This window comes from Nonomuraea pusilla (genome assembly GCF_900109355.1).
GTDB classification, from domain to species: Bacteria; Actinomycetota; Actinomycetes; order Streptosporangiales; family Streptosporangiaceae; genus Nonomuraea; species Nonomuraea pusilla.
This window is the reverse complement of sequence record NZ_FOBF01000008.1, coordinates 272,895-292,144: the sequence shown is the minus strand read 5'-3', so window position 1 is coordinate 292,144 and position 19,250 is coordinate 272,895. Positions and strand designations below refer to the sequence as shown.

Sequence of the window (19,250 nt, the reverse complement as noted above, 5' to 3'; positions counted from 1 at the left end):
CACATGTCCACCCTTGAGATCCGTGACCTGAAGGTCGCCGTCGAGGACAAGGAAATCCTGCGCGGCGTCAACCTGACCGTGAAGGCCGGCGAGACCCACGCCATCATGGGCCCGAACGGCTCGGGCAAGTCCACGCTCGCGTACGCCATCGCGGGCCACCCCAAGTACACGATCACCGGCGGGCAGGTGCTGCTCGACGGCGTCGACCTGCTGGAGCTGTCGGTCGACGAGCGGGCCCGCGCCGGCCTGTTCCTCGCCATGCAGTACCCGGTCGAGGTCCCCGGCGTCTCGGTGTCGAACTTCCTGCGCTCGGCCGTCACCTCCGTGCGCGGCGAGGCGCCGAAGCTGCGCCAGTTCGCCAAGGACCTCAAGGCCGGCATGGACGCGCTCTCCATCGACGCCGCCTTCGCCCAGCGCAACCTGAACGAGGGCTTCTCCGGCGGCGAGAAGAAGCGCCACGAGATCCTCCAGCTCGAACTGCTCAAGCCGAAGATCGCGGTGCTCGACGAGACCGACTCCGGCCTCGACGTCGACGCGCTGCGCGTGGTGTCCGAGGGCATCAACCGCTTCCGCGCCTCCGCCGACACCGGCGTGCTGCTGATCACGCACTACACGCGCATCCTGCGGTACGTCAAGCCCGACTTCGTGCACGTGTTCGCGGGCGGCAGGATCGTCGAGGCGGGCGGCCCCGAGCTGGCCGAGCGGCTGGAGGCAGAGGGCTACGAGCAGTACACCAAGGTGTCTGCATGACCTCCGCCGGCTTTGACGTGGACAGGATCAGGAAGGACTTCCCGTTCCTGTCCCGCGAGCTGCCCGGCGGGCGTCCGCTCGTCTACCTCGACTCGGGCAACTCATCCCAGAAGCCCGCGCAGGTCATCGAGACCATGCGTGAGCATCTGGCGCTGCACTACGGCAACGTCGGGCGGGCCATGCACGTCCTCGGCTCGGAGTCGACCGAGGCGTACGAGGGCGCCCGCGACAAGGTCGCCGCGTTCGTCGGCGCGCCCTCGCGCGACGAGGTGATCTTCACCAAGAACGCCTCCGAGGCGCTCAACCTCGTCGCCCACGCGTTCGGGCCGCACCTGTGGCGCGGCGCCGAGGGCGACCCGCGCTTCGCGCTCGGCCCCGGCGACGAGATCGTCATCTCCGAGATGGAGCACCACTCCAACATCGTGCCGTGGCAGCTGCTCGCGCAGCGCACCGGCGCGACGCTGAAGTGGTTCGGCGTCACCGACGAGGGCAGGCTCGACCTGTCCGGCGACGTCATCACCGAGCGCACGAAGATCGTCTCGATCGCGCACCAGTCGAACGTCCTCGGCACCGTCAACCCGGTCGCCGAGGTGCTGCGGCTGGCGCGGGCGGCCGGCGCGCTCGTCATGCTCGACGCCTCCCAGTCGGTGCCGCACCACCCCGTGAACGTCGCCGAGCTCGGCGTCGACTTCGTGGCCTTCACCGGCCACAAGATGGTCGGCCCCTCCGGCATCGGCGTGCTGTGGGGCCGGCGCGAGCTGCTGGAGGCGATGCCCCCGTTCCTGGGCGGCGGCGAGATGATCGAGGCGGTCTGGATGGACCATTCGACGTACGCGCCCGTCCCGCACAAGTTCGAGGCGGGCACGCCGCCGATCGTCGAGGCCATCGGGCTCGGCGCGGCCGTCGACTACCTCACCGAGATCGGCATGGACGCGATCGAGGCGCACGAGCGCTCGCTCACCGCGTACGCGCTCGACGCCCTGCGTGAGGTGCCGGGGCTGCGGCTCATCGGCCCCGACTCGCTCGACCTGCGGGGCGGCACCCTGTCGTTCACGCTGGAGGGCATCCACCCGCACGACGTGGGGCAGATACTCGACGACAGCTTCGGCGTCGCCGTCCGGGTCGGGCACCACTGCGCGCGACCGCTGCACCTGCGGTTCGGAATACCGGCGACCACCAGGGCGTCGTTCTACCTGTACAACACCACGGGCGAGATCGATGCCCTGGTGCGCGGCCTCCATCACGTTCAGAAGGTGTTCGCATAGCCATGATCGGCGAGTCGATGTACCAGGAGCTGATCCTGGAGCACTACAAGCACCCGCAGGGGCGGGGGCTGCGCGAGCCGTACGACGCCGAGGTCCACCACGTGAACCCGACGTGCGGCGACGAGATCACGCTCCGGGTCAAGGTGGGAGACTCCGGTAAGATCGAGGATGTCTCCTACGACGGCCAGGGCTGCTCGATCAGCCAGGCCGCCGCCTCCGTGCTGTACGAGCTCACCACGGGCTCCACGGTCGAGGAGACGCTCTCGGTGGTCGACGAGTTCACCCGGCTCATGCAGGGCCGGGGGCAGGTGGAGGCCGACGAGGAGGTGCTCGGCGACGCCGTGGCGTTCGCGGGCGTGGCCAAGTTCCCGGCGCGCGTGAAGTGCGCGCTGCTGTCCTGGATGGCCTACAAGGACGCTGTTGTGAGGAGTGCCCGATGAGCAAGCCAGTCGAGACCCCGACGGCCGGCTACGATGGGGAGATCACCGTCGAGGAGGTCATGGAGGCGCTCAGGGACGTCGTCGACCCCGAGCTGGGCATCAACGTCGTCGACCTCGGCCTCGTCTACGGCCTGAACCTCGACCCGGCCGAGGCGGGGCAGCCGCCGGTGGCCACCATCGACATGACGCTGACCAGCGCCGCCTGCCCGCTCACCGACGTGATCGAGGACCAGGCGCACTCGGCGCTCGACGGCATGGTGTCGGACGTCAAGATCAACTGGGTCTGGCTGCCGCCGTGGGGCCCGGACAAGATCACTGACGAGGGGCGCGAGCAGCTCCGTATGCTAGGCTTCAACGTCTGAGATCATCTTGCTGCAGGGCTGGCGTTCCCCCGCCAGCCTCTTCAGCGTGCCAGGGGATTTCCGGAAGGCCCGGATCCCGCGGGGAATATCCGCTACCATCCCCAACGTTGGCACCAGGTACACCCCGACGTCTCATCGCGCGTCTCGCATCGCCTGCGGCCGGTGCCCGGTGTGTATCCCATGACTCGCCCCGCCCCGATGGCAGGGCGCCCCTGAATCGTGTACGGCCAGGCCGTACGTCCCGGCTCGTCCTTTCGCAGAAGTGACGTGCCACTTCGACTGAAAGGCACGAATTTCGTGACCATGCTTGACGCTGTCATGCCCGAACTCGACGAGTCGGCCGAGACCGCCCCCGCGGGCGAGTCCGCCGCCACCGAGCCCGGCCCCTCCGAGTTCGAGCTCCTGGGCCTGCCCAGGCCGCTCGTCAACGGGCTCGCCAGGCAGGGCATCGACAGCCCCTTCCCCATCCAGCGGGCCACCATCCCCGACGTCCTGGCCGGCATCGACGTGCTCGGCCGCGGCCAGACCGGCTCCGGCAAGACCCTCGCCTTCGGCCTGCCCACCATGGCGCGCCTCGCCGGCGTCAAGCCCGTCCCCGGGCGGCCCCGCGCCATGATCCTCGTACCGACGCGCGAGCTCGCGCTGCAGGTGCACGACGCGCTCGAACCCCTCGGCCGCGGCCTCGGCCTGCGCATGAAGGTGGTCGTGGGCGGCATGTCCATGGGCAAGCAGATCGAGGCGCTGCGCCGCGGCGTCGACGTCGTCATCGCCACGCCCGGCCGCCTCGGCGACCTCATCAGGCAGGGCGAGTGCACGCTGTCCGAGGTCGAGGTGTCGGTGCTGGACGAGGCCGACCACATGTGCGACCTCGGCTTCTTCCCCGTCGTCACCGACCTGCTCGCGCAGACCCCGGCCGACGGGCAGCGGCTGCTGTTCTCCGCCACGCTCGACGGCGACGTCGACAAGCTGGTGCAGCGCTTCCTCAAGGACCCCGTCACCCACTCCGTGGCGCCCGCGACCTCCCCGGTCGACACCATGGAGCACCACGTGATGCAGGTGACCCGCGACGACAAGTTCGACGTCGCCGCCGAGATCGCCAACCGCGAGGGCCGCACCATCATCTTCGTCCGCACGCAGCACGGCGTCGACCGCCTGTGCAAGCAGCTCGCCAGGGTCGGCGTGAAGGCGGGCGGCCTGCACGGCGGCAAGCGGCAGAACCAGCGCACCCGCATCCTGTCGGAGTTCCGCGAGGGCGCCATCAACGTGCTCGTCTGCACCGACGTCGCCGCCCGCGGCATCCACGTCGACAACATCAGCCTGGTGCTGCACCTCGACCCGCCGCAGGACCACAAGAGCTACCTCCACCGCGGCGGCCGCACCGCCCGCGCCGGCGAGAAGGGCACCGTCGTCACGCTGGTGCTGCCCAACGAGCGGCGCTCCACCGACGCGCTCACCCGGCGCGCGGGCATCCACCCGTTCCGCCTCAAGGCCACCCCGGGCCACCCGCGGGTCGCCGAGGTGACCGGCGCCCGCACCCCGAGCGGCGAGGCGATCCCCGTGTGGGAGCCCGACGTGCGCAAGCCGCTGCGGGCCCGCCGCGAGGGACACGGCGGCCAGGAGCGCCGCGGCGGCCGCAGGCGCCGCGACTTCGACGGCGAGCGCTCCTACACGCCGCGCCGTCACGACGACGGCGAGCGTCCGTTCGGCGGCCGCAGGTACGCGGAGGGCTCCCAGGAGCAGCCGCGCACCGTCGGGGAGGACCGTGAGCGCGGCTACCGTCCGCGCGGCGGCTTCCGCTCCGACGACCGCCCGCACCGCGGCGACGACCGCCCCTTCCGCTCCGATGACCGCCCCTTCCGCTCCGACGACCGGCCCTCCCGGGAGGACCGCGGCTTCCGCGCGTCCGACGACCGCGGGCCGCGCGGCGGCCACCGTGACGGCTTCCGCGAGGGCCACCGTGAGGGCCATCGTGAGGGGTTCCGCGACGGCCAGCGTGGCGGGTTCCGCGACGGGCAGCGCGGCGGCGGCTTCCGCTCCGACGACCGCGGCGCGCGGCACTCCGGCGAGCGCAGGCCGTTCGCCGGCGACCGTGACCGCGGCTTCCGCTCCGACGACCGTCCCCGCGACGGCTACCGTCCGGCCGCCGCGCGCGGCGACGAGCGCGGCTCCACCAGGGGCGGCTACCGCTCCGACGACCGGGGCAACGGCGGCTACCGCCGCAACTCCGGCGGCCGCCGCTTCGACCGCTGACGGCGGCGACCGCGACGACCGCTGACAGCGGCGGCCGCACCGCTGACAGCGGCGGCCGCACCGCTGACCGGCCGGTCCGGCGGTCGTGCAGCCGCCGGTTGCACCGCTGACCGCCCGGTTCGCCGGTCGTCCAGCGGGCGGCCGCGCCACTGCCTGCCCGGCCTCCACCCCGATCGCTCGCGGCTTTCGTGGGCGGACGCTCACAGGGGAAGGCCTGAGGTTCACAGGGTGAGGGTGTCGGGCGTGCAGGCGTACGTGGTGCGGCTGTGCGGTCGTTCGCTCGGCCCGCGCCGTTCTGCGTGATCTGGAGGCTCCGCCGTGTCCGGCGGGGCCTTCCGCGTGTCCTGGCCCAGATCTGCGCCGGGGCGGCGGATGGGCATGGACATCCGGCCGCAGGACGTGCGTCGTCTCGGCAGGCGGACGCGGGGCCGGGTCACCCGTACGGGCGGACTAGGCTTGTCTCGCACGCCAGCCGACCGACGAGAGAGACCATGAAGACCTTCGAAGAGCTGTTCGCCGAGCTGTCAGAGAAGGCGCGCACCCGGCCGGCGGGCTCGGGCACCGTCGCCGAGCTCGACGCCGGCGTCCATGCCATCGGCAAGAAGGTCGTCGAGGAGGCCGCCGAGAGCTGGATGGCGGCCGAGCACGAGTCGAACGACAGAGCAGCCGAAGAGATCTCCCAGCTCCTCTACCACGTGCAGGTGCTCATGATCGCCAAGGGCATCGGGCTCGACGAGGTGTACAAGCATCTCTAGGGCGCGTACGCGCCCGCCCCGCCGCCCCTGCCGAAAGCGAGACACCGAAGGAAGCACCTGACCATGCTGCGTCTGGCCGTACCGAACAAGGGGGCCCTCAGCGAGGGCGCCCAGAACATGCTGAAGGAGGCCGGCTACCGGCCCCGCAGAGACAGCAAGGAACTCGTCGTCGTCGACCAGGACAACGGCTGCGAGCTGTTCTTCCTGCGCCCGCGCGACATCGCCGTCTATGTCGGCGAGGGCACCCTCGACGCCGGCATCACCGGCCGCGACATGCTGATCGACTCGGGGGCGCCGGTCGAGGAGATCATGCCGCTGGGGTTCGGCGGCTCCACGTTCCGCCTGGCGGCCAGGGCGGGCACGATGACGTCCGTCAAGGACCTCGACGGCATGCGCGTGGCCACCTCCTACGCGGGCCTGCTCGACAAGTACCTCTCCGACCAGGGCGTCGACGCCCGCGTCATCAAGCTCGACGGCGCGGTCGAGACGGCCATCAGGCTGGGCGTGGCCGACGCCGTGGCCGACGTGGTCGAGACGGGCACGACGCTGCGCAACGTCGGCCTGGAGGTGTTCGGCGAGCCGATCATGAAGTCGGAGGGCGTGCTGATCAAGCGGCAGGGCGCCGCCGACACCCCGGGGGTGCAGCAGCTCGTACGCCGCTTCCAGGGCGTGGTGCACGCCCGCGACTACGTGATGATGGACTACGACATCCGCGCCGAGCGCATCGAGGAGGCCATCGCCCTCACGCCCGGCATGGAGGGCCCCACGGTGTCTCCGCTGCACCGGGAGGGCTGGGTGGCGGTGCGGGCCATGGTCCGCCGCAAGGGCCACCAGCAGGTGATGGACCAGCTCTGGGACATCGGCGCCCGCGCCATCCTCGTCACCGACATCTACGCCTGCCGCATCTGACGCCCCCTCCGGTCCCGCCCGCGGTCCGGCGGCCCGGTTCCGTGCCCGCCCGCGGCCTTGTCCCGCTGCGCGTCCGCGGCCCGGTTCCGCGCGCGCCGCGGGGCGGGGCGGACGGGCCCCGGCAGGCGGGCCCGGCTCGGGCCGAGGCGCGGGGCCGGGCCCGTCGGCCGGGGCCGATGCGCGGGCGGGCCGGTGGCTCTCGGCAGGGCCCGGCGTACTGACAAATGTCATGGCGATCCCCGGAAGGATCACACTTATCCGGGCAGGGCGGGCGGCCGTAGCGTCGAACCCATGAACGCCATCGTGTTCGACCAGGTCAGCAAGCGCTACGGGGACGTGCTCGCCGTCGACGACCTGTCGCTGTCCATCGAGTCCGGCACCACGGTCGCGCTGCTCGGCCCGAACGGGGCCGGCAAGTCCACCTCCATCGGCATGCTGCTCGGCCTGCTCAAGCCGACCGGCGGCGAGATCAGCGTGCACGGCCACGCCCCCGAGCAGGCCGTCGCGGCGGGCGAGCTCGGCGCCATGCTGCAGGACGGCGCCCTGATCCCCGAGCTGACCGTCAAGGAGCTCGTCGACCTGGTGCGCAGGCTCTACCCCCGCCCCCTGCCCCTGGACCAGGTCCTGGAGCTCGCCGACCTGGGCGAGCTGGCCGGACGCCGGGCGAACAAGCTGTCGGGCGGTCAGGCCCAGCGGGTCCGCTTCGCCCTGGCCGTCGCGGGCGCGCCCCGCGTCCTGCTGCTCGACGAGCCGACCGCCGCCATGGACGTCGAGTCGAGGCTGCGGTTCTGGCGCGGCATGCACGACTACGCGGCGGGCGGCAGGACGGTGCTGTTCGCCACGCACTACCTGGAGGAGGCCGACCAGCACTCCGACCGCGTGATCGTCATCGCGAGGGGGCGGCTGGCGGCCGACGGCACCGCCGCCCAGATCAAGGCCCGCGCGGGCGGGCGCACGGTCAGGTTCACGCTCGGGGAGCAGCCCGCGGCGGGGCTCGACCTGCTGCCCGGCGTGACGGCGGTGGAGGTCGAGGCCGGCGCGGTGACGCTGCGCACCGCCGACACCGACGCCACGCTGGCCGGTCTGTACCGCGGCACCACCCTCGACGTGCGCGACCTGCAGGTCGCGGGCGCCGGTCTCGAAGACGCCTTCCTCGCCCTCACCCGGGAGTCCTGATGCTGTACTACGCCAAGACCGAGGCGCTGCGGATGCTGCGCAACCGGCGCTACCTGATCTTCGTCGTGGCCTTCCCCGTCGTGCTCTACCTGATCAACGCCGGGATCTACGGCAAGCAGACCGACGACTCCGGCGTGCCGTACAGCGTCGCGCTCATGGTGTCGATGGCGGCGTACGGGGCGCTGGCGGCGTCCATGATGAGCTCGGCGGTGCCGTGGGCGCAGGAGCGGCAGACCGGCTGGCTGCGGCAGCTCCAGATCACCCCGCTGCCCGGCTGGGCGATCATCGTGACGAAGCTGTGCGCCGCCATGCTGCTGGTGCTGCCGTCGCTGCTGCTGGTGAGCGTGGTCGGGGTCGTCGTGGAGGGCGTCTCGCTGCCGGTGGGCACCTGGGTGCCGCTGCTGCTGGCGCTGTGGCTCGGCACGCTGCCGTTCGTCGCGCTGGGGCTGGCCATCGGCTCGACGCTGTCGGCGGACGCGGCCCAGCCGGCGGCCATGATCTCCATGTTCGCGCTCGCGCTGGCCGGCGGCCTGTGGTTCCCGCCGGAGGCGTTCGGCGACACGATGCGGACCATCGCGGAGCTCACGCCCTCGTACCGCTACGCCGACCTGGGCTGGAGCGTCATCGCCGGGCAGGGGCTGCCGGCCTCGGACCTGCTGGTCGTGGGCGCCTGGGGGCTGGCGCTGGGCGCGGCGGCGGTGTTCCTCTACCGCAGGGCTACTGTTCGGTCATGAGCATCGCGCGGCGCTTCGGACGGGGGCTGGGCGACCCCGACGACGTCAACGCCCCGAGGCGGCGGCTCGTCGGGGTGTCGATAGGGCTGGTATACCTGGTCTTCCCCGCGGGGCAGATCCTGAGCGGCGAGCTGCGTGGGGCGCGCGCCGCGTGGGCGGGCCTGACGCTCGCGGGGTTCGTGGCCGCGTTCGTCGCGACCGTCCTCACCGCCAAGGGGGTGGGGGAGCGGGGACGGTTCACGTACCCGCTGCTGGCGGCGACGACGGTGCTCGGGCTGGCGGGGGCGTGGGCGTTCGGCGGTCCCTGGCTGTCGCTGCCGGTCTACACGGTCGTCCTGTCCAGCTTCACGCTGCCGGCCCGGTGGACGCTCGCCGGCGTGGCCGGGCTCCTGGCCGCCGTCGTGGCGGCCGGGTTCGGCACCGGCAGCGACGTCGCCACGATCGTCGTGATGGCACTGCAGGTGCTCACGCTGGGCGTGCTGTTCATCAGCGTGCGCAACGGCCGGGTGCTGACGGTGAGGCTGCGGGAGGCGCAGGGCGAGGTGGCCCGGCTCGCGGCCGCGGAGGAGCGGCTGCGCATCGCCCGCGACCTGCACGACCTGCTGGGCCACAGCCTGTCGCTGATCGTGCTGAAGAGCGAGCTGGCCGGACGGCTCGCCGAGGACGACGCGGCGCGTGAGCGGGCGCGGCGTGAGCAGGTGCGGCGGGAGATCGCCGACATCGAGTCGGTCGCGAGGAAGGCCCTGCTGGAGGTCCGCGAGGCGGTCACCGGCTACCGGCAGCGCAGCCTGGCGGAGGAGCTCGACAACGCCAGGTCGGTGCTGCGCGCGGCAGGGGTCGAGGCGAACGTCCGGGTCTCGGGGATGCCGCTGCCCGGCCTGCTCGACGAGCTGTTCGGCTGGGCGGTGCGCGAGGGCACGACGAACATCGTCAGGCACGCGCGGGCCACCCGGTGCGAGATCAAGGTGACGTACGACCGCGGACACGCCAATCTGGAGATCATGGACAACGGGAACGGCGGAACGCCGCACGGCGCGGGCAGCGGCCTCGCGGGCCTGCGGGAGCGGGTGGCAGGGGCGGGCGGCACGGTGACGGCGGGCCCCCGGGGCAGGGGCGGCTTCCGGCTGCTGGTCACGGTCCCCGTGGAGGTGCCCGCGTGAGCGAGGGCGTCATCAGGGTGATGCTGGCCGAGGACCAGGGCATGGTGCGCGGGGCGCTGGCGTCGCTGCTCGGGCTGGAGCCCGACATCGAGGTCGTGGGCGAGGCCGCCGACGGCGCGCAGGCCGTGGACGTCGCGGAGCGGGTGCGTCCCGACATCGCGCTGCTCGACATCGAGATGCCGGTCATGGACGGCCTGGCGGCGGCGGCGCGGATCACCGCCGGGGTGCCGGGCTGCCGGGTGATGATCCTGACGACGTTCGGACGGCCGGGCTACCTGCGTACGGCGATGGAGTCGGGGGCGGCGGCGTTCCTCGTCAAGGACAGCCCGGCGAAGGAGCTGGCCGCGGCCATCAGGCGGGTTCACGCGGGGGAGCGGGTCATCGACCCCGGCCTGGCGGCGGCCGCGCTGAGCGCGGGGCCGAACCCGCTGTCGGGCAGGGAGCGCGACGTCCTGTCGGCCGCCGTGGACGGTTCCACGATCGGCGACATCGCCCGCCGCCTGCATCTGTCGGAGGGCACGGTGCGCAACTACCTGTCGTCGGCGATCCAGAAGACGCACGCGCGCAACCGCATCGAGGCCGTCCAGCGGGCCCGCGTCCAGGGCTGGCTCTGACCCGGATGGCTCTGACCGGGCAGGCCCGGCCCGAGGCCGGAGGCCGGGTCAGGCGCGCAGGGTGGCGAGTTCCCTGATGAGGTCCGACACCCTGACGATGCCGAGGCAGCGGTTCAGCTCGTCGGTCACCACCAGGTCGTCGTAGACGCGGGAGGCGTCCCTGCTGGCCGCCTGCATGGCGGCGATGGCCGGGGTGGTCCTCGGCACGGTGCGGGGCGGGTCGGCGAGCCGCTGCGCGGGCTTGGAGCCGTGCAGGGCGTGCCCGTAACGGGCGGCGAACGACAGCAGGAACCTGCTGCGGTCCAGGCTGCCCTTGGGCCGCTGGTACTCGTCCACGAGGATGACGCTGGTGATGGTGGGTTCGTGGCCGAACGCGGCCACCACCTCCTCGGCCTTGGCCTTCTCGGGCAGGGTCACGGCGGGCAGCAGCAGTTCCTGCACGCGGGGGCCGAGCATCATCGCGGTGGGCGACTCGTCGGCGGCGGGCAGCGGCACCCGTACCTTGCCGTCGGGGCCGGGGGCGAGCAGCGGCCCGTGCGCGAGCCGCACCCCCAGGCCGCGGACGACGGCGACCTGCGCCTCGCGCTCCACGCCCGGGGCCATGACGTGCGCGCCGATGCCGCGGGCCAGGGTGACGACGGCCCTGGCGACGGCGGCGGCCCGGTGGTCGCCGGGGATGCGGGCGACCAGTTCGCCGTCGAGCGCCAGCAGGTACGGCGAGCAGTCGCCGATGAGGTCGAGCGGCGCGCCGCCGCTCCCGCCCACCCCGGCGAAGCCGAGCAGGTAGCCGATGGTGCGCAGCCCGTCGAGCCCCACCTTGAGCAGCCGCCGCTCCGGCTCCTGGCAGGTGCCCGTGACGAGCAGGATGGCCTCGCGGGGATGCCTGCCCGCCCTCCTGAGCGCCTCGTGCAGCGGGGCGAGGGCCCCCGCCCCTGACAGGATCACGCCGACGGGCAGTTCCATCATCATCGGCAGGGGGGCCGCCCGAAGGGTGCCCGTGTTGTCCACAACGGCGGCGTGTGCGAGGACGGCCCCGTTGTCGAGATCCACCAGGGGGCTCGTGAGCAGGGAGGACACGTACACAGATGATCCGAGCCCGTCGCCCCTGGCAGAAGCCCCCCGAAACGAAGTTCACCGACATTTACCCTTAAGTTCCCCACCTGCTGTGAGGGGAATGCCGTTCGGTTAGCCTTCCGTCATGAGCGCTCGACCGGCGAAGGGCGGCGGCCGGTGGGTCGGCGTGCCGCCGGAGCGCCTGCACCCCTGGATCGACGGGTTCGCCGACCGGCACGGCCCGTTCGAGGCGGCGGGCGACGGGCACGTCGTGCGGCTGACGGCCGCCGACGGCGCGCTCGCCGAACTGCACGTCCCCTTCCCGCCCATGACGCCGGGGCCGCCGCACGTCACCCGGCTCGTCACGCACGCGACGGCCGACCGGCGGGTGGGGGTCGTCCTGGTCAGGCTCGGCGGGTACGCGGCGGGCGTCTTCCACGGCCGCGCACTGGTGGCCTCCAAGGTGGGCTCCAGGCTCGTGCAGGGCCGCACCGCCGCGGGCGGCTGGTCGCAGCAGCGCTTCGCCAGGCGCAGGCGCAACCAGGCGGCCCAGGCCGTGGAGAGCGCGGCGGACGTCGCGCTGCGCGTCCTGTCCCCGCACCTCGCCGAGCTGGACGCGGTGGTGCTGGGCGGCGACCGCAGGGCCGTGGACGCCCTGCGCGCCGACCGGCGGCTCGCCCCGCTGCTGGCGCTGGAGTCGGGGCCGTTCCTCGTGGTGCCCGACCCGAAGCTCGCGGTGCTGCGGGGCGCCCCCGACGAGTTCCGCGCCGTACAGATCAGGGTGGTCGACGCTCCCGCCTCGCCGTGAGCGCGCGCCCGGGAGAGGACGTCCCGTCCCGTCTCGTCGTGAGCGCGCGCCTGGGAGGGGGCTCGGCCCTCCTGCCGCGCCATGAGCGGGCGCCTGGCGAGGGGCCGGTCCCTCCCGTCGGGCGGTGAGCGCGGCGGCGTGGGCGGTGAGGAACTGGGCGAGCGTCCTCGGCGGGCGGCCGGTCAGGTCCCGTACGGCCGAGGTGACCCGCGCCCACCCCGGGCCCACCCCGGGCCCACCCCGGGCCCATCGACGCCTGCGTGGCGGCCGGCTCCGTCGCCCACGGCTCGGGGACGCCCTCCCCGGCCGGGCGCGCGGCCATCTCGGGCACCGGCAGGTCCACGTACGTGATCGGGCGTCCGGCCACGGCGCTCATCGCGGCGGCGATCTCGCGCGCGGTGGGCGACCCGGGCCCGGTGAGGACGTGGTCGGCCGACGGCCCGACGGGGGCGGTCAGCAGGGCGGCCGCGACGGCGGCGATGTCGGCGGCGTCGATGTGGTTCGCGCGGCTCTCGCCCCAGGAGCCGTGGAAGCGGTCGCCCCGCAGGTCCCTGAGCAGGTTCTGCATGAAGCCCGTGGGCTGCAGGATCGCGTACGGCACCCCGGACGCCGGCAGGTGGCCGTCCACGAGGCCGTGCAGGTGCCCGGCCAGGGGCGCGCCCGGCGCGGCGCCGAGCACCGACACGGCGACGATCTGCGAGACGCGGATCTCCGGCGCGCGGAAGCCGACCGGTCCGAGGCGGGGCGCGGGGAGGCGGCGCGGGTGGAAGGTGACGGCGGGGAGAGGGGGCGCGGGGAGGCCGCGCGGGCGCAAGGTGACGGCGGGGAGGCGGGGCGGGTGGAAGGTGGGTGTGGGGAGGCGGGGCGGGTGGAAGGTGGGTGCGGGTAGGCGGGGCGGGCGGAGGCGGAGCGGGGCGGCCCTGACGGCCGTGGTGGCCGCAGCCAGGTCAACCTGGGGTGACCGTTCCGGTGGCCACCGTAGACTGATCGGTATGCGCACTCCCGATTGACCCGGCGCGGCCTGCCGTCCCCCCTCCCTCCGACTCCATTCCTAGCCGGGAGTGTCCCTTTCACCATGATCATTGCGAGTGACATCGAACTGCGCGCGGGCGCGCGGCTGCTCATCGAGAAGGCCTCGTTCCGGGTCAACCCGGGCGACAAGATCGGTCTGGTCGGCCGCAACGGCGCCGGCAAGACCACGCTCACCAAGGTGCTGGCGGGCGAGGCCCTGCCCGCCGCGGGAGCGGTCACGACGAGCGGCAGCATCGGCTACCTGCCGCAGGACCCCCGCACCGGCGACCTGCAGGTGCTGGCCCGCGACCGCATCCTGTCCGCCCGCGGCCTCGACGAGGTGCTGCGCAAGCTGCGCGAGGCCGAGATCGGCATGTCCTCGGCCGACGAGCGCACCCGCGAGAAGGCGGTCAGGCAGTACGGCAGGCTCGAGGACCAGATGCACGTGCTCGGCGGGTACGCGGCGGAGTCGGAGGCCGCGTCGATCGCCTCCAGCCTCGGCCTGCCCGACCGGGTGCTCGGCCAGCCGCTGGAAACTCTTTCCGGCGGGCAGCGGCGCAGGGTCGAATTGGCGAGAATTCTTTTCAGCGGAGCCGAAACTCTCCTACTCGACGAGCCGACAAACCACCTAGATGCGGACTCAATCGGCTGGCTTCGTGAATTTTTGCGATCTCATCAAGGTGGCTTGGTGATCATCAGCCACGACGTGGGCCTTCTTGAAGCGACGGTCAACAAGGTCCTGCACCTCGACGCCAACCGGTCGGTGATCGACCACTACAACGTCGGCTGGAAGGCGTACCTGGAGCAGCGGGAGACCGACGAGAAGCGCAGGAAGCGCGAGCGCGCCAACGCCGAGAAGCAGGCGGGCGCGCTGCTCGCCCAGGCCGACAAGATGCGCGCCAAGGCCACCAAGGCCAAGGCTGCGCAGGACATGATGCGCCGCGCGCACCGCCTCCTCGCGGGCACCGAGGAGGAGCGCGTGAGCGACAAGGTGGCCAGGCTCCGCTTCCCCGAGCCGCAGCCGTGCGGCCGCACGCCGCTCACGGCCGAGGGCCTGTCGAAGTCGTACGGCTCGCTGGAGGTCTTCACCGACGTCAGCGTGGCCATCGACCGAGGTCACAGGGTCGTGATCCTCGGGCTCAACGGCGCGGGCAAGACGACGCTGTTGCGGTTGCTCGGCGGCATCGAGCAGCCCGACACCGGCGCCGTACGCCCCGGGCACGGCCTGAAGATCGGCTACTACGCCCAGGAGCACGAGACGCTCGACGGCGATCGTACGCTTCTGGAGAACATGCAGTCGGCCGGCGGCGGCTTCACCGACACCGAGTTGCGCAAGGTGCTCGGCTCGTTCCTGTTCACCGGCGACGACGTCGACAAGCCCGCCAGGGTCCTGTCGGGCGGGGAGAAAACGCGTCTGGCGCTGGCGATGCTGGTGCTGTCGAGCGCCAATGTCCTCCTGCTCGACGAGCCCACGAACAACCTCGACCCGGTCAGCCGGGAGCAGGTGCTGAACGCTCTGAGATCGTATTCAGGAGCAATCGTCCTGGTCACACATGACGAGGGTGCCGTTGACGCCCTTTCACCGGATAGGGTGATCTTGCTGCCTGACGGAACTGAAGACGCGTGGAGCGACGAATTTTCCGATCTTGTGGCACTTGCCTGATCTGAATTTGAGTGGGTACGGATCTTTTCCCGTGGAGTAGGTAGCCGATCCCGCTGAAATGACTGATCATGGCGGAGTAACGCTGCGGAAGTCCGGCACTACAGGAGGTACTCGTGGCCGAGACACTGAAGAAGGGCACCCGGGTGACCGGGGCCGACCGGGAGAAGCTGGCCGGCGATCTGAAGAAGCGCTACGCCGCGGGTGAGAGCATCCGCGCCCTCGCCGCTTCCACCGGTCGCTCCTACGGGTTCATCCACCGCATCCTGAGCGAGTCCGGCGTGACTCTGCGCGGGCGCGGAGGGGCCACCCGAGGCAAGTCCAAGCGCTGACGGCCGCCTCGGAACGTGCGACCGCAGCCGCTCGTCCCTAGTCAGCCGACGTCGCGCCCGGGCACGGGATGCCATTCCCAGAATGACATTCTGTAGGCTCGGGCGCGACGGTCAGCGTGGCGCGCACCCCGTGCGCGGCCGTTCGCGGCACGGCCTTGACAGCAGGGAGCAGGCGATGGCGGAAGCACAGGAGCAGCAGCGCGGGGGGTACGCGGAGAACGTCTCCGCCGCCGAACTGGCGGAGGTCGGGATCCGATTCGAGGTGGACGGTGAGATAGCGACGATCACGCTGGACCGGCCTGACAAGCGCAACGCCCAGACGTTCGCGACCTGGTCAGCCCTGGCCCGCATCGGCGAGAGCCTGCCGGAGCGGGTGCGCGTCGTCGTCGTGAAAGGTGAGGGACCGTCCTTCTCGGCAGGCATCGACCTGCGGATGTTCACACCCGAGGGAGTGCCCGGACAGGGCTCGTTCGCCTCGGCCGCCAAGGCCGACGACACCTCCTTCGACCAGCTTGTCGACCAGGCGCAGCAGGCCTTCCTGTGGCTGCGCCGCCCGGAGATCGTTTCCATCGCCGCCGTGCAGGGGCACGCGATCGGCGCGGGCTTCCAGCTCGCGCTCGCCTGCGACCTGCGCGTCGTCGCCGATGACGTGAAGTTCTGCATGAAGGAGCCCGCCCTGGGCCTGGTCCCCGACCTGACGGGCACCAAGCCGCTGGTCGAGCTGGTCGGCCCGGCCAAGGCGATCGACATCTGCCTGACCGCCAGGGTCGTCCACGCCGACGAGGCCCTGCGCATCGGCCTGGCCGAACGCGTGGTCGCCCGCGACGATCTCGCCGCGGCCGTGGCGGAGAAGGCGGCCGAGCTGCTGTCCACCAACAGGGACGCCGCCGTCGCCACCAAGCGTCTGCTGCAGGGTGCGCGGGGGCGCACTCTGGAGGAGCAGTGCGCGGCCGAGCGGGCCGAGCAGGCCGCCCGCGTCCGTGCGCTGTTCGGCTGAGCGGGCGCCGCGACCGTTCGTGTGTTGTTCGGCTGAGCGGGTGCCGCGACCGTTCGTGTGTTGTTCGGCTGAGCGGGTGCCGCCGGCGCGGCACGGGCATGCCCCGACGTCCCTTCAGGGCGCCCGCGCCGGGCTCGGGCGGGGCGGCGGGTTTCGCGATGAGCTGACGCGGGAATCCCGCGGCGCCCGCCCGACGCTGACCCCGGTGGAGGGACTCCCCGTATGGCGATGATGGGAGGGGGCTTCGGCCCCCATGTGTGGGCCTCGCTGCGACGCGACGGCTCGGTGATGCAGCAGCGGCTGACGCCGGGCACGGTGCGGCGCATCGTGCGCTACGCCAGGCCGTACACGCGGCAGATGCTGGCGTTCCTGCTGCTCGTGGTGGCCGGCGCGGTGATCGTCGTCGCCAACCCGCTGCTGATGAAGTCGGTCATCGACGACGGCATCATGCAGCGGCGCGCGGACGTCGTCGTGGGCCTGGCCGTGGCGATCGCCGCGCTCGCGCTCGTCGACGCCGGGCTGACGCTGGTGCAGCGGTGGTTCTCCGCCCGCATCGGCGAGGGCCTCATCTACGACCTGCGCACCGAGGTGTTCGACCACGTCCAGCGCATGCCCGTCGCGTTCTTCATGCGGGCGCAGACCGGCGCGCTGGTCAGCAGGCTCAACAGCGACGTCATCGGCGCCCAGCGGGCGCTGACGAGCACGCTGTCGTCCGTCGTCTCCAACGTCGTCAGCCTGGTGCTGGTGCTCGGGGCGATGCTGGCGCTGTCGTGGCAGGTCACGCTGGTCGCGCTGGTGCTGCTGCCGATCTTCGTCGTGCCCGCCAAGTGGGTGGGGCGCAGGATGTCGGCGCTCACCCGCGAGCAGATGCAGCTCGACGCCGAGATGAGCTCGGTCACCACCGAGCGCTTCAACGTGGCGGGCGCCATGGTGGCCAAGCTCTACGGCCGCCCCGAGGACGACGCCGCCGTGTTCGGCGGCCGGGCCGCCCGCGTCCGTGACGTCGGCGTGCGGGTCGGCATGTACGGCACCGTGTTCCGCGTCGCGCTCGGCCTGGTCGCCGCGCTGGCCACGGCCCTCGTCTACGGCATCGGCGGCGTGCTGGCCGTGCGCGGCTTCTTCGAGCTGGGCACGCTGGTCGCGCTGGCCGCGCTCCTCATGCGCCTGTACGGTCCGCTGACGTCCCTGTCGAACGTCCACGTTGACGTGATGACGGCGCTGGTCAGCTTCGACCGGGTCTTCGAGATCCTCGACCTCAAGCCGATGGTCGCGCAGCGGCCCGGCGCGGTGCCGGTGCCGGACGGCCCGGTCACGATCGAGTTCGACGACGTCCACTTCCGCTACCCGGCGGCCGAGGACGTCTCGCTGGCGTCGCTGGAGTCGGTGGCCAGGCAGGACTCCGCGCCGTCGCACCCGGTGCTGGAGGGCGTGTCGTTCACGGCGCGTCCGGGGCGGCTCGTCGCCCTGGTCGGCCACTCGGGCGCGGGCAAGACCACCATCACGTCCCTGGTGAGCCGTCTGTACGACGTCAACGAGGGCGCGGTGCGGATCAACGGGCTGGACGTCCGCGACGCCACGCTCGACTCGCTGCGCGAGACCGTGGGCGTGGTCATGCAGGACCCTCATCTCTTCCACGACACGATCGCGGCCAACCTCCGGTACGCCAGGCCGGACGCCACCGACGAGGAGATCTGGGAGGCTCTCAGGGCCGCGCAGATAGGCGACCTGGTGAAGGGCCTGCCCGAGGGGCTCGACACGGTCGTGGGCGACCGCGGCTACCGCCTGTCGGGCGGCGAGAAGCAGCGCCTCGCCCTGGCGAGGCTGCTGCTGAAGGCGCCGCGCGTGGTGGTGCTCGACGAGGCCACGGCCCACCTCGACTCCGAGTCGGAGGCGGCGGTGCAGCGGGCGCTGAAGACCGCGCTGGCCGGACGTACGTCGCTGGTGATCGCGCACCGCCTCTCCACGATCAGGGAGGCCGACGAGATCCTCGTCGTCCACCAGGGCCGCATCGCCGAGCGCGGCAGGCACGAGGAGCTGCTGGGGCGCAGCGGCCTGTACGCCGAGCTGTACCGCACCCAGTTCAGCTCGTCAGATAGCCCAGCCGCGTGAGCTCCTGCCTGGCGACCTTCTCCACCAGCGACAGGTCGGCGGGCCGCAGCCGGGTGCGCCACCCGCCGACGGCGGGCAGGCGGGCCGACAGCAGCGCCACCTTCGACACCCGCGTCCCCAGGAACTCGGTCAGCGCGGCGACCTGCCCGGCCGGGTCGAGCGCGAGGTCCTCGTAGCGGAGGGTCAGCAGCTGCGCCGGGGGCAGTTCCCTGCGCAGCTCGGCGCTGATGCGCACGGCGCTGCGCCAGCGCAGCGCGCTCTTGCCCGCCGCCGGCATGGTCTTCCACCGTTCCAGGTGCTCGTCACGGTTGACGCCGAGGAACGCGTTGGGGAACTCGGTGCGCTCCGACAGCATGGCGGGCTTGAACCAGGCCAGGCAGGCGGGGTCGTCCAGCATGTCGGCCACGACGTCCCTGCCGTCGCGGATGAGCTGGACGAAACGGGCGTCGGGGAACGCCCCGAGCAGGACGTGGGCGCTGTAGAGCAGGTCGGGGCCGCCGTCGCCGAACCGGGTCACCTCCTCGGCGGCCACGCAGGGGCCGGCGCCGGTGACGCCGCCCGCCTCCCTGCACGGCTCGGCGCACGTCCCGCACGCGCCTGGCAGCACCTGCCACGCCTCGGCGAGCGCGTCGCGCAGCACGCGCACGGCTCCGGACGTGCGGCCGATCGACGGCTTGCGGGCGAAGGCGTACACGACGTGGGCGACGCCGGGGCGGCCCATCGTGACGTGGAAGCCGGGCGAGCGTTTCAGGGCGCGGGCGACGAGGTCCGCGCCGGAGTGGGGCGCGCCGAGCAGGAAGACCGGCTTACGGACCTTGATGCCGTTGACCACGAGAATGTGGGGCGGAACTCGCATACTGGACCA

The 19,250-nt window shown here is 72.4% G+C and carries 19 protein-coding genes; 16 read left to right on the top strand and 3 right to left on the bottom strand.

The window, feature by feature from the left end; translation table 11 throughout:
* Positions 1-3: 3 nt before the first annotated feature.
* The 11 genes from sufC to BMX74_RS19360 all read left to right on the top strand — a co-directional run bounded on the left by sufC (position 4) and on the right by BMX74_RS19360 (position 10,415).
* Positions 4-750, top strand: coding sequence for a Fe-S cluster assembly ATPase SufC (gene sufC, locus BMX74_RS19410; RefSeq protein WP_055500953.1), 747 nt, complete (start codon positions 4-6; stop codon positions 748-750).
* Positions 747-2,015 (top strand): cysteine desulfurase, encoded by a 1,269-nt coding sequence (locus BMX74_RS19405; protein WP_091101933.1) that lies wholly within the window; start codon positions 747-749, stop codon positions 2,013-2,015. The genes sufC and BMX74_RS19405 overlap by 4 nt, the downstream gene beginning before the upstream one ends.
* A 2-nt stretch (positions 2,016-2,017) precedes the next feature.
* Entirely contained in the window at positions 2,018-2,455 is a 438-nt protein-coding gene (sufU, locus tag BMX74_RS19400; RefSeq protein WP_055500955.1) for a Fe-S cluster assembly sulfur transfer protein SufU, read from the top strand.
* Entirely contained in the window at positions 2,452-2,817 is a 366-nt protein-coding gene (locus BMX74_RS19395) for a metal-sulfur cluster assembly factor (RefSeq protein ID WP_055500956.1), read from the top strand. The genes sufU and BMX74_RS19395 overlap by 4 nt, the downstream gene beginning before the upstream one ends.
* Positions 2,818-3,120: 303 nt before the next feature.
* Positions 3,121-5,067, top strand: a complete 1,947-nt coding sequence (locus tag BMX74_RS19390) for a DEAD/DEAH box helicase (protein ID WP_256257025.1) — start codon at positions 3,121-3,123, stop codon at positions 5,065-5,067.
* A gap of 491 nt (positions 5,068-5,558) precedes the next feature.
* The gene (locus BMX74_RS19385; RefSeq protein ID WP_055500958.1) at positions 5,559-5,822 is read left to right on the top strand and encodes a phosphoribosyl-ATP diphosphatase; all 264 of its coding nucleotides are present in this window, start codon (positions 5,559-5,561) and stop codon (positions 5,820-5,822) included.
* Positions 5,823-5,885: 63 nt separating this feature from the next.
* Complete coding sequence (gene hisG / locus BMX74_RS19380; RefSeq protein ID WP_055500959.1) at positions 5,886-6,731, top strand: ATP phosphoribosyltransferase; 846 nt, start codon at positions 5,886-5,888, stop codon at positions 6,729-6,731.
* A gap of 291 nt (positions 6,732-7,022) precedes the next feature.
* Positions 7,023-7,907, top strand: coding sequence for an ABC transporter ATP-binding protein (locus tag BMX74_RS19375; RefSeq protein WP_091101928.1), 885 nt, complete (start codon positions 7,023-7,025; stop codon positions 7,905-7,907).
* On the top strand, positions 7,907-8,641 hold the full coding sequence (locus BMX74_RS19370) for an ABC transporter permease (RefSeq protein ID WP_091101925.1): 735 nt from the start codon (positions 7,907-7,909) through the stop codon (positions 8,639-8,641). The genes BMX74_RS19375 and BMX74_RS19370 overlap by 1 nt, the downstream gene beginning before the upstream one ends.
* Positions 8,638-9,801, top strand: coding sequence for a sensor histidine kinase (locus tag BMX74_RS19365; protein ID WP_091101923.1), 1,164 nt, complete (start codon positions 8,638-8,640; stop codon positions 9,799-9,801). The genes BMX74_RS19370 and BMX74_RS19365 overlap by 4 nt, the downstream gene beginning before the upstream one ends.
* Before the next feature lie 20 nt (positions 9,802-9,821).
* Complete coding sequence (locus BMX74_RS19360) at positions 9,822-10,415, top strand: response regulator transcription factor (protein ID WP_055503716.1); 594 nt, start codon at positions 9,822-9,824, stop codon at positions 10,413-10,415.
* 48 nt (positions 10,416-10,463) lie between these two features.
* On the opposite strand, the gene BMX74_RS19355 is transcribed toward BMX74_RS19360, so the two are convergent.
* On the bottom strand, positions 10,464-11,492 hold the full coding sequence (locus BMX74_RS19355) for an EAL domain-containing protein (protein WP_055503717.1): 1,029 nt from the start codon (positions 11,490-11,492) through the stop codon (positions 10,464-10,466).
* Positions 11,493-11,613: 121 nt separating this feature from the next.
* On the opposite strand from BMX74_RS19355, the gene BMX74_RS19350 reads away from it, so the two are divergent.
* On the top strand, positions 11,614-12,276 hold the full coding sequence (locus BMX74_RS19350) for an acVLRF1 family peptidyl-tRNA hydrolase (RefSeq protein ID WP_091101920.1): 663 nt from the start codon (positions 11,614-11,616) through the stop codon (positions 12,274-12,276).
* Here the strand turns inward: BMX74_RS19350 and BMX74_RS19345 are convergent.
* The gene (locus BMX74_RS19345; RefSeq protein WP_091101918.1) at positions 12,245-13,090 is read right to left on the bottom strand and encodes a Rossmann-fold NAD(P)-binding domain-containing protein; all 846 of its coding nucleotides are present in this window, start codon (positions 13,088-13,090) and stop codon (positions 12,245-12,247) included. The two genes, BMX74_RS19350 and BMX74_RS19345, sit on opposite strands and share 32 nt — an antisense overlap.
* Positions 13,091-13,351: 261 nt before the next feature.
* On the opposite strand from BMX74_RS19345, the gene BMX74_RS19340 reads away from it, so the two are divergent.
* From BMX74_RS19340 to BMX74_RS19325, 4 genes are all read left to right on the top strand, one after another.
* Entirely contained in the window at positions 13,352-14,950 is a 1,599-nt protein-coding gene (locus tag BMX74_RS19340) for an ABC-F family ATP-binding cassette domain-containing protein (protein WP_055500965.1), read from the top strand.
* Positions 14,951-15,063: 113 nt separating this feature from the next.
* Positions 15,064-15,279: a helix-turn-helix domain-containing protein gene (locus BMX74_RS19335; protein WP_020547488.1), complete on the top strand. Its 216-nt coding sequence runs from the start codon at positions 15,064-15,066 to the stop codon at positions 15,277-15,279.
* A gap of 175 nt (positions 15,280-15,454) precedes the next feature.
* Positions 15,455-16,276: an enoyl-CoA hydratase/isomerase family protein gene (locus BMX74_RS19330; protein WP_091101916.1), complete on the top strand. Its 822-nt coding sequence runs from the start codon at positions 15,455-15,457 to the stop codon at positions 16,274-16,276.
* Between the two features lie 222 nt (positions 16,277-16,498).
* Positions 16,499-18,385 (top strand): ABC transporter ATP-binding protein, encoded by a 1,887-nt coding sequence (locus BMX74_RS19325; RefSeq protein WP_055500967.1) that lies wholly within the window; start codon positions 16,499-16,501, stop codon positions 18,383-18,385.
* Here the strand turns inward: BMX74_RS19325 and BMX74_RS19320 are convergent.
* A complete protein-coding gene (locus BMX74_RS19320) occupies positions 18,357-19,241 on the bottom strand; it encodes a sulfotransferase family protein (RefSeq protein ID WP_091101913.1) in 885 nt (294 codons plus the stop codon). The two genes, BMX74_RS19325 and BMX74_RS19320, sit on opposite strands and share 29 nt — an antisense overlap.
* Between the last annotated feature and the right edge of the window lie 9 nt (positions 19,242-19,250).

Excerpts from the sequence above, each read along its gene's own strand:
- sufC (WP_055500953.1), top strand. The coding sequence starts at position 4 with ATGTCCACCCTTGAGATCCGTGACCTGAAGGTCGCCGTCGAGGACAAG.
- BMX74_RS19405 (WP_091101933.1), top strand. The coding sequence starts at position 747 with ATGACCTCCGCCGGCTTTGACGTGGACAGGATCAGGAAGGACTTCCCG.
- sufU (WP_055500955.1), top strand. The coding sequence starts at position 2,018 with ATGATCGGCGAGTCGATGTACCAGGAGCTGATCCTGGAGCACTACAAG.
- BMX74_RS19395 (WP_055500956.1), top strand. The coding sequence starts at position 2,452 with ATGAGCAAGCCAGTCGAGACCCCGACGGCCGGCTACGATGGGGAGATC.
- BMX74_RS19390 (WP_256257025.1), top strand. The coding sequence starts at position 3,121 with ATGCTTGACGCTGTCATGCCCGAACTCGACGAGTCGGCCGAGACCGCC.
- BMX74_RS19385 (WP_055500958.1), top strand. The coding sequence starts at position 5,559 with ATGAAGACCTTCGAAGAGCTGTTCGCCGAGCTGTCAGAGAAGGCGCGC.
- hisG (WP_055500959.1), top strand. The coding sequence starts at position 5,886 with ATGCTGCGTCTGGCCGTACCGAACAAGGGGGCCCTCAGCGAGGGCGCC.
- BMX74_RS19375 (WP_091101928.1), top strand. The coding sequence starts at position 7,023 with ATGAACGCCATCGTGTTCGACCAGGTCAGCAAGCGCTACGGGGACGTG.
- BMX74_RS19370 (WP_091101925.1), top strand. The coding sequence starts at position 7,907 with ATGCTGTACTACGCCAAGACCGAGGCGCTGCGGATGCTGCGCAACCGG.
- BMX74_RS19365 (WP_091101923.1), top strand. The coding sequence starts at position 8,638 with ATGAGCATCGCGCGGCGCTTCGGACGGGGGCTGGGCGACCCCGACGAC.
- BMX74_RS19360 (WP_055503716.1), top strand. The coding sequence starts at position 9,822 with ATGCTGGCCGAGGACCAGGGCATGGTGCGCGGGGCGCTGGCGTCGCTG.
- BMX74_RS19350 (WP_091101920.1), top strand. The coding sequence starts at position 11,614 with ATGAGCGCTCGACCGGCGAAGGGCGGCGGCCGGTGGGTCGGCGTGCCG.
- BMX74_RS19340 (WP_055500965.1), top strand. The coding sequence starts at position 13,352 with ATGATCATTGCGAGTGACATCGAACTGCGCGCGGGCGCGCGGCTGCTC.
- BMX74_RS19330 (WP_091101916.1), top strand. The coding sequence starts at position 15,455 with ATGGCGGAAGCACAGGAGCAGCAGCGCGGGGGGTACGCGGAGAACGTC.
- BMX74_RS19325 (WP_055500967.1), top strand. The coding sequence starts at position 16,499 with ATGGCGATGATGGGAGGGGGCTTCGGCCCCCATGTGTGGGCCTCGCTG.
- BMX74_RS19320 (WP_091101913.1), bottom strand. The coding sequence starts at position 19,241 with ATGCGAGTTCCGCCCCACATTCTCGTGGTCAACGGCATCAAGGTCCGT.